The sequence below is a fragment of the Corallococcus sp. CA053C genome (assembly GCF_003611675.1).
Classification (GTDB): Bacteria; Myxococcota; Myxococcia; order Myxococcales; family Myxococcaceae; genus Corallococcus.
Genome location: NZ_RAWA01000077.1, coordinates 23,205 through 29,398, shown reverse-complemented (window position 1 = coordinate 29,398; position 6,194 = coordinate 23,205). Strand labels below are relative to the sequence as shown.

Annotated in this window: 4 protein-coding genes; 1 reads left to right on the top strand and 3 read right to left on the bottom strand. The window is 70.3% G+C overall.

The window, feature by feature from the left end; genetic code table 11:
- Positions 1-636: OPT/YSL family transporter (locus D7V97_RS13425; protein WP_199728795.1), on the bottom strand; the 636-nt coding region annotated here is incomplete at its 3' end.
- Positions 637-881: 245 nt separating this feature from the next.
- Here D7V97_RS13425 and D7V97_RS13420 point away from each other — a divergent pair.
- Positions 882-2,378 carry a hypothetical protein gene (locus tag D7V97_RS13420; RefSeq protein WP_120611019.1) on the top strand — a complete coding sequence of 499 codons (1,497 nt, stop codon included), beginning with the start codon at positions 882-884 and terminating at the stop codon, positions 2,376-2,378.
- 22 nt (positions 2,379-2,400) lie between these two features.
- On the opposite strand, the gene D7V97_RS45870 is transcribed toward D7V97_RS13420, so the two are convergent.
- Both D7V97_RS45870 and D7V97_RS13410 read right to left on the bottom strand, forming a co-directional pair.
- Positions 2,401-4,395 (bottom strand): HipA domain-containing protein, encoded by a 1,995-nt coding sequence (locus tag D7V97_RS45870; protein WP_233582749.1) that lies wholly within the window; start codon positions 4,393-4,395, stop codon positions 2,401-2,403.
- 1 nt (position 4,396) lies between these two features.
- Positions 4,397-6,067, bottom strand: a complete 1,671-nt coding sequence (locus D7V97_RS13410) for a DUF262 domain-containing protein (protein ID WP_120611018.1) — start codon at positions 6,065-6,067, stop codon at positions 4,397-4,399.
- Positions 6,068-6,194: the final 127 nt, after the last annotated feature.

Sequence of the window (6,194 nt, the reverse complement as noted above, 5' to 3'; positions counted from 1 at the left end):
TCCCAGCCCCAACATGCGCAGGCGCGGCCGGGCATCCATCCCCCCCGCGTGCAGCGCGCGAGCGGTGGCCGCCGCGGCGGTGCCGGAGGCGAACGGAAGCTGCTCGCGGTCCACCAACTGGCGCTTGAGCGGCACGGCGAACAGGACCCCCAGCGCGGACAAGAGGAACGTCCACGCCAGCAGCGTCCACCCGGGCAGGTGGTGCCCCGTGGTGAGCAACCACGCGCCCTGCACGGACACGAGCGCGCCGCCCGTCGCGTACCCCGCCGACGACGCCACCGTCTGCGCGCACCCCAGCTCCAGCAGCGACAAGGGAGCGCCCGCGACCCGTGGCACGGCGCGGCGCAGGGCCCCGTGCGTCGCGGATGCGAGCAGCGCGGCGGTGATGGCCACGCCGAACGCCACGCCCGTCTTCAGGCCCGCGTACAGGTTGGTGGCGCAGGTGAGCACGCCCAGCCCCGCGCCCAGCGCCACCGCGCGCAGCGTCAACTGGGGCATGCGGTCACCCTGGTACACGCGCGTCAGCCAGAACGTGTCCGCGTCCTGCTGCGTCGTGCCGGGGATGCGCAGCAGCGTCAGCGAGGCAGCGGTGGGCACGTCCCCAGCGGGGGCGTCGCGGGGAGCGGGGGAAGGCATGGACAGCGCGCATCCTCCCCGTTCGTAACCTCGCGCGCCACAACCCCCGCCCCGCGTGTAGCCATTCAGGTCTCAATTCCTGTCATGAAAGAGGCCGCGTCAGTCTTTGGCAATCACAGGCACGAACGTTGCTACCTTGAAATCCCGCACGGTCCTGTTCTCCCCGTCATACCTCCGGGCCTGGATGATTCCAGGCCTGACTGAATCGACCGCGTCCACCGCAGTCCCCACGACAGAGGAAGAGCATGACCCACCGAATCCACCGGTCCCGCCTGGGATCCGCCCTGAAGCTCGGCACCGTGCTGTCGCTCGCCTGGAGCGGCGCGGCCTTCGCGCAGACGTACACGCAGGGCGTCGCGGACGGCTTCGTGCTGCCCACGGAGCCCGTGTCGCCCAGCACCGGCCTGCAGGCATGGGTTGCCGCCAACTACTCCCTGCCGGGCATCCGCCCGTACGACCAGATCGTCTCCGACCGCTACTTCGCCACCACGTTCCCCAACCTCACGCAGAACGGGAACATCTGTGGCGCCACCCTGCGGATGACCGTCCGCAACGGCGGCAGCAATGACAGCATGGGGCTGTGGTTCGTCGGCCCGGGCGGCACCTTCGTGGCCACGGGCTGGGGCGAGTCCCTCACCAACCTGGGCATCCCCTTCCCGAACACGGGCACCGTCCTGCTCAACCTGGCCGCGCTGCCGGGCACGGGCGTCACCAACCTCATCCCCACGCTCAACGCGCAGGGCTTCCTCGACATCATCGTGCAGGACGACAGCGCGGTGGACTCGGCCACGCTCGTCATCACCCCCTGCCGCAAGGACGTCTTCATCAAGGACATCCCGGCCGACATCGGCGTGGAGCCGGGCGCCTATGGCTCCACCCCCATCTGGATGAGCCCGGACATCCGCGTCTGTCAGACGCCCGGCTGCGTGGGCAACCAGAACCCCGAGTTCGGCCAGACGAACTACGTCTACGTGAAGCTCAACAACGTGGGCACGCCCTCCGCCCCCTTGGCCCAGCCCACCACGGGCACGCTGCGCGTCTACTACACGGGCTCCGGCGGCGCGGCGCTCTGGCCCTCCAGCTGGGCGACCATCAACAGCATCGCCGTCAGCATCCCCGTGGGCGTCACGGAGATCATGGTGCCGTGGAACACCGTTCCGGCTCCCGGCCACTACTGCCTGCTGGCCCGCTGGGACTCGCCCACGTTTGATCCGATGACGTTCCCGGAGCTCATCGGCTCCAACACCCTGGTCAACACGGCGAACAACAACAACCTCGCGTGGCGCAACGTGAACGTGGTGAACCTGTCGCCCCTGCGCCCCGCGGCGACGTTCGACTTCCGCGCGCTCAACGTCCTGGCCCAGCGCGCGTCGCTGCTGGACCTCCAGGTGCGCGCGCCCGGCCAGGCGTCCTTCATCAGCCGGGGTGAGGTGCTGCTGCAGGTGCCCACGGCGCTGTGGCAGACCTGGTCCCGCAAGGGCGAGGGCTTCGAGGTGGTGGGCGAAGGCCTGCTGCGCATCACGAACCCGGGCGGCGCGCGGCTGGTCGGCCTGACGCTCGGCGCCGGCCAGGAGGCCCACTTCAGCCTCACGCTGAAGGCCCAGGCGGGCACCGCGGCGGAGAAGTTCGAGGTGCAGCTCGTCCAGTTCTCGGAGACGGAGGAGTCCAAGGGCCAGGTCGTCGAGCTGGGCGGCGTGGGCTTCGACATCAACGTGGGCCCGGACGCCCAGGGCGGCAAGTAGTCACAGGCCCCTGCCGCGCGCGTCACGCCGCGCGCAGCAGGTAGAACACGTAGCCGTAGCTGTCACCGTGGCGGCGGTACAGGCCCACCTCCTGTTCCGCCGCCGCGATGACCTCGCGCAGCGCGGCGTCCGCCGTCGGTCGCAGCCGTTCGATGCGCTGGAGCAGCGGCGTGTAGTAGTCGTCCCACCACGCGGACGCGGGCAGCGTGAAGGTGTCCAGCACGCGGTAGCCCGCGGCCTCCGCGGTGGCGCGGTTGGCTTCCACGGACGCCATGGACGGGTACGCGCCCGACCAGAAGCGGACCGCCTCCGGAGGCCGCGCGTCGGTGAGCCACGAGCACTCGGTGACGGCCACCTGTCCACCGGGCGCGAGCAGCGGCCGCCAGCGGCGCAGGCCCGCTTCGAAGCCCATCACATAGATGGCGCCCTCGGACCACAGCAGGTCCACGGACCCAGGCGGCAGCGCCAGCGCGGCCATGTCCTCCTGGCGCGTCTCGATGGCGTCCGACAAGCCCTGCTCACGCGCCTCGCGCTCCAGCCGGTCCAGGTACGGCCGGTGCAGGTCCACGGCGGTGACGCGGGTGCCCAGCGTCCGCGCCAGCACGAGCGTCTGCCGGCCGGTGCCCGAGCCCAGGTCGAGCACGCGCGGCGAGGGCGGCAGCGGGGCCAGCCGGCGCAGCGCTTCGCGGGTGCAGTCATCGCTGCCGGGGCCCAGGCGGGGCAGCTCGTTGTAGAGGGTGAAGAAGGCGTTGGCCGTCTGGCGCAATTCGCCCGCGCTGCGCTTCACGTTGCCCTGGAGGAGCGGGACCTTCTTCCAGTGCTCTTCAATGCGCTGCTTGAACAGCTCCGGCATGGGCAGGTCCGCGCGCAGCGTGGACCAGGTGTCGAGCGCGGACTCGACGGCGCCCTTCACCACCGGGAGCACGTCCTCGTCGGGCAGGCCCAGCTTGCGCGCCAGCCGCTCGAAGCTCTGGAGCGACACGTCGTCGAAGCGCTTGGACTTCGCCAGGTTCAGCGCCAACTGGTCCTGCGGCATGTACTGGATGGTGGAGACGAAGTCGTACGCGGGCGACAGCGTGGGGCGGGTGCCGTCCGGGTAGAAGAGCGACCAGTTCTTGTGGTGCGCGTCGCCGTTGCCGCACGCGATGATGAACACCATCCGCCGCAGGAACTCCTGGAGCGCGTCCAGGCCCGCGACCTTCAAGAGCACGTTGGCGATGGTCTCGTAGTTGTACTTCTTGTACTTCTCATCCGAGTACAGCCCCAGCACCTGCGCCAGGTCCTCCATGTGCACGCGCTGCCCGGGTGAAGGGCGGTCGAAGCGGCGGATGGCGTACGCCAGGTCCTCGCGCAGGGTGATGCCTTCGGGCAGGCCGTGCAGGTCGGAGACCTTGAGCAGCTGCATCTCCGGCACGTCGATGCCGGTGGCGCGGGCCCACGTCATCACGGACAGCTCGTTCTCCGGCACGCGGTCGTAGCGGTTGTCCGGCAGCTTGACGATCCAGTCGCCGCCCTTGCCGCCCATGGGCAGCGTCATGCCCCGGTCGCGGCGCAGCATGGAGAACTTGAGCTGCACGCCCGCGAGCGAGAAGCGCAGCGGTTCACCCTCCGACGACGTGGGCTCCGTGGGAGCGTCCGCGAGCGGCGCGTGGCGGGCGGGGAGCTCGCCCGCGGGCCGGACGATGACGGCGCCGGAGAGGTCTTCTCCCAGGTGCGCGATGAAGAAGAACTCGCGCTGCCGGGCGATCTGCTCGCGCTCGGAGATGAGATCGCGCAGCGGGCCTTCGGGCAGGAGGTTGGAGAAGAACGGGGGCAGCCGCATGCGGCTGGTGTGGCGGCGCGACAGGTCGTCCTCGAAGAACTGGCCCAGCACGGGGCGCGGGTAGCGCTGGCGGTAGTCCTCGGAGAGGCTGAACTCGATGCGCTCGTCCGCGAGCAGCGTGAGCGTGCCGACGTGCACGTCGCCCACCAGGACGTCGAGGATGCCGGTGGTGGACGCGGGGGGCGTGGGGTCCATGTCAGTCTTCTCCGTCGTCGATGATCATCGACTGGAGGGAGGGACGGTCCGAGTCCTCCCAGCGCGTCCGGGCTTCGATGAACTGGCGCAGCACGGGCTCCAACTGCACCCGCCGCCGCTGGAGGAAGAGATCCGGCGTGCCCTGCGCCAGCCCGTCGAGCATGGCGGGCGTCAGGCCGTGGCTCGCGAGCACCTCCGCGTCCGGAGGCGGCTGGCCCTGGAGCACGGCCAATGGGGACGGACCGGCCAGGGACGGATGGAAGAGGTAGTTGAAGGGCGCGCCGCCCACCAGCCGGAACGTGCGGGGGCCAGGAACCATGGACAGCGGCCACTCCGGGCTGCCCGGCAGGGGCACGATGGGCACGAAGCCGTCCGGCTCCGCGTCCAGCACCGCGCCCGGGTCCAGCACCGCGCCCGTCACCAGGTGTCGCGGCTGGAGGGACAGCAGGGCGGTGCGCATCACCAACGGCGGCTGCGTCCCCCCGGGGTTGGGGATGACGGGCAGGCCGGACTCCATCCACCACCGGATCAGCGGCGACGGCACCTGGGCCAGCAGCGCCTGGATGGAGCGCTCCTCGTCGGAGCGCATCGCCGAGACGACCTCCAACGCTTCGGCGGGCTTGAGCACCCAGCCGCCGAAGACGACGTGCCGCCAGAACCACCGTGACAACAGCTCGCGCGAGCGCGGGGACGGCTCCGGGTGCAGTTGGAAGAAGCGTGTCAACAACACCAGCGAGTTCTCCGGCACGGGCAGCAGCTTGAGGTGCGGGATGAACGCGTCGCGCTTGAGGAAGACGATGGCGTCGCGCATCGCCCGCTCCGTGCGCTGGACGGTCTCCGTGAAGTCGTCGTCCTGGCGCAATTGCTGCTGGTAGCCGCGCGTGAAGTCCAGGCCGCGCACCGCCAGCACCGCGCGCAAGAGCAGCGACTCCGGCACCGCGCCGAAGCCCAATTCGCGCAGCCCCTGCGTCACCGACTCCAGGCTGAGCGAGCGCGACCCCACATACAGCGCGTTGAAGACCTCCTCGTCGGTGAGGGGCCGGCCCGCGGTGTTGAGGCGCTTGAAGATGATCCGCAGCACCTTCTCATCCGTGGTGTCCACGACGTAGGCGGGCACCTGGTACTCGCGGATGGCCTTGCCCAGGCGGATGGCGGCGCGGATGTGCTCCGGGTGCGCTTCCCGGCTGGGATAGCGGTTGAGCCAGTTGAGCAGCGACTCGCTGTCCAGCACCTCGTTCATCGGCAGCCAGTGCGGCGGGGGCGCGGCGTCCCCGGACGGCGGCAGCAGTTCCTCCGTCTCCAGGTCGAAGTACAGGTGGAAGTCGTCGCGCCCCGGCTCGTCGCCATAGGCCGGGTGCAGCAGCACGCCCGCGAGCGCCGTCACCCGCTGCTGCCCGTCCACCGCCCACAGCCCCTGGCTGGTGGACGGCGCGTCGATGCGCACGGGCCCGAAGCTCACGCTCGCGGCGGGGGCCTCGCGCCGCCAGAACAACAGCGTCCCGATGGGGTAGCCCCGGTACACGCTGTCCAGCAGGTCGCGCACGTCCTCCGCGGTCCACCGCAGCGGGCGCTGGAAGTCGGGGATGCGCACCTCGCCGCGCCGCACGCGGTCGAGCAGGTCCTCGATGCTGAACGACTTCGTCTCCGGGCGCCGCGTCAGGGGAGAGGGCATCACGTGTCTCCTCCCCCGGCCCTGTAGCCTGGATTCCACCCGGGACGAAGCGCCTCAAAAAACATTGAAACCAAATTATTACAATCATCCAGACAATGCTCGATACACTCCGGGTGAACCCAGACCG

Excerpts from the sequence above, each read along its gene's own strand:
- D7V97_RS13420 (WP_120611019.1), top strand. The coding sequence starts at position 882 with ATGACCCACCGAATCCACCGGTCCCGCCTGGGATCCGCCCTGAAGCTC.
- D7V97_RS13410 (WP_120611018.1), bottom strand. The coding sequence starts at position 6,067 with ATGCCCTCTCCCCTGACGCGGCGCCCGGAGACGAAGTCGTTCAGCATC.
- D7V97_RS45870 (WP_233582749.1), bottom strand. The coding sequence starts at position 4,395 with ATGGACCCCACGCCCCCCGCGTCCACCACCGGCATCCTCGACGTCCTG.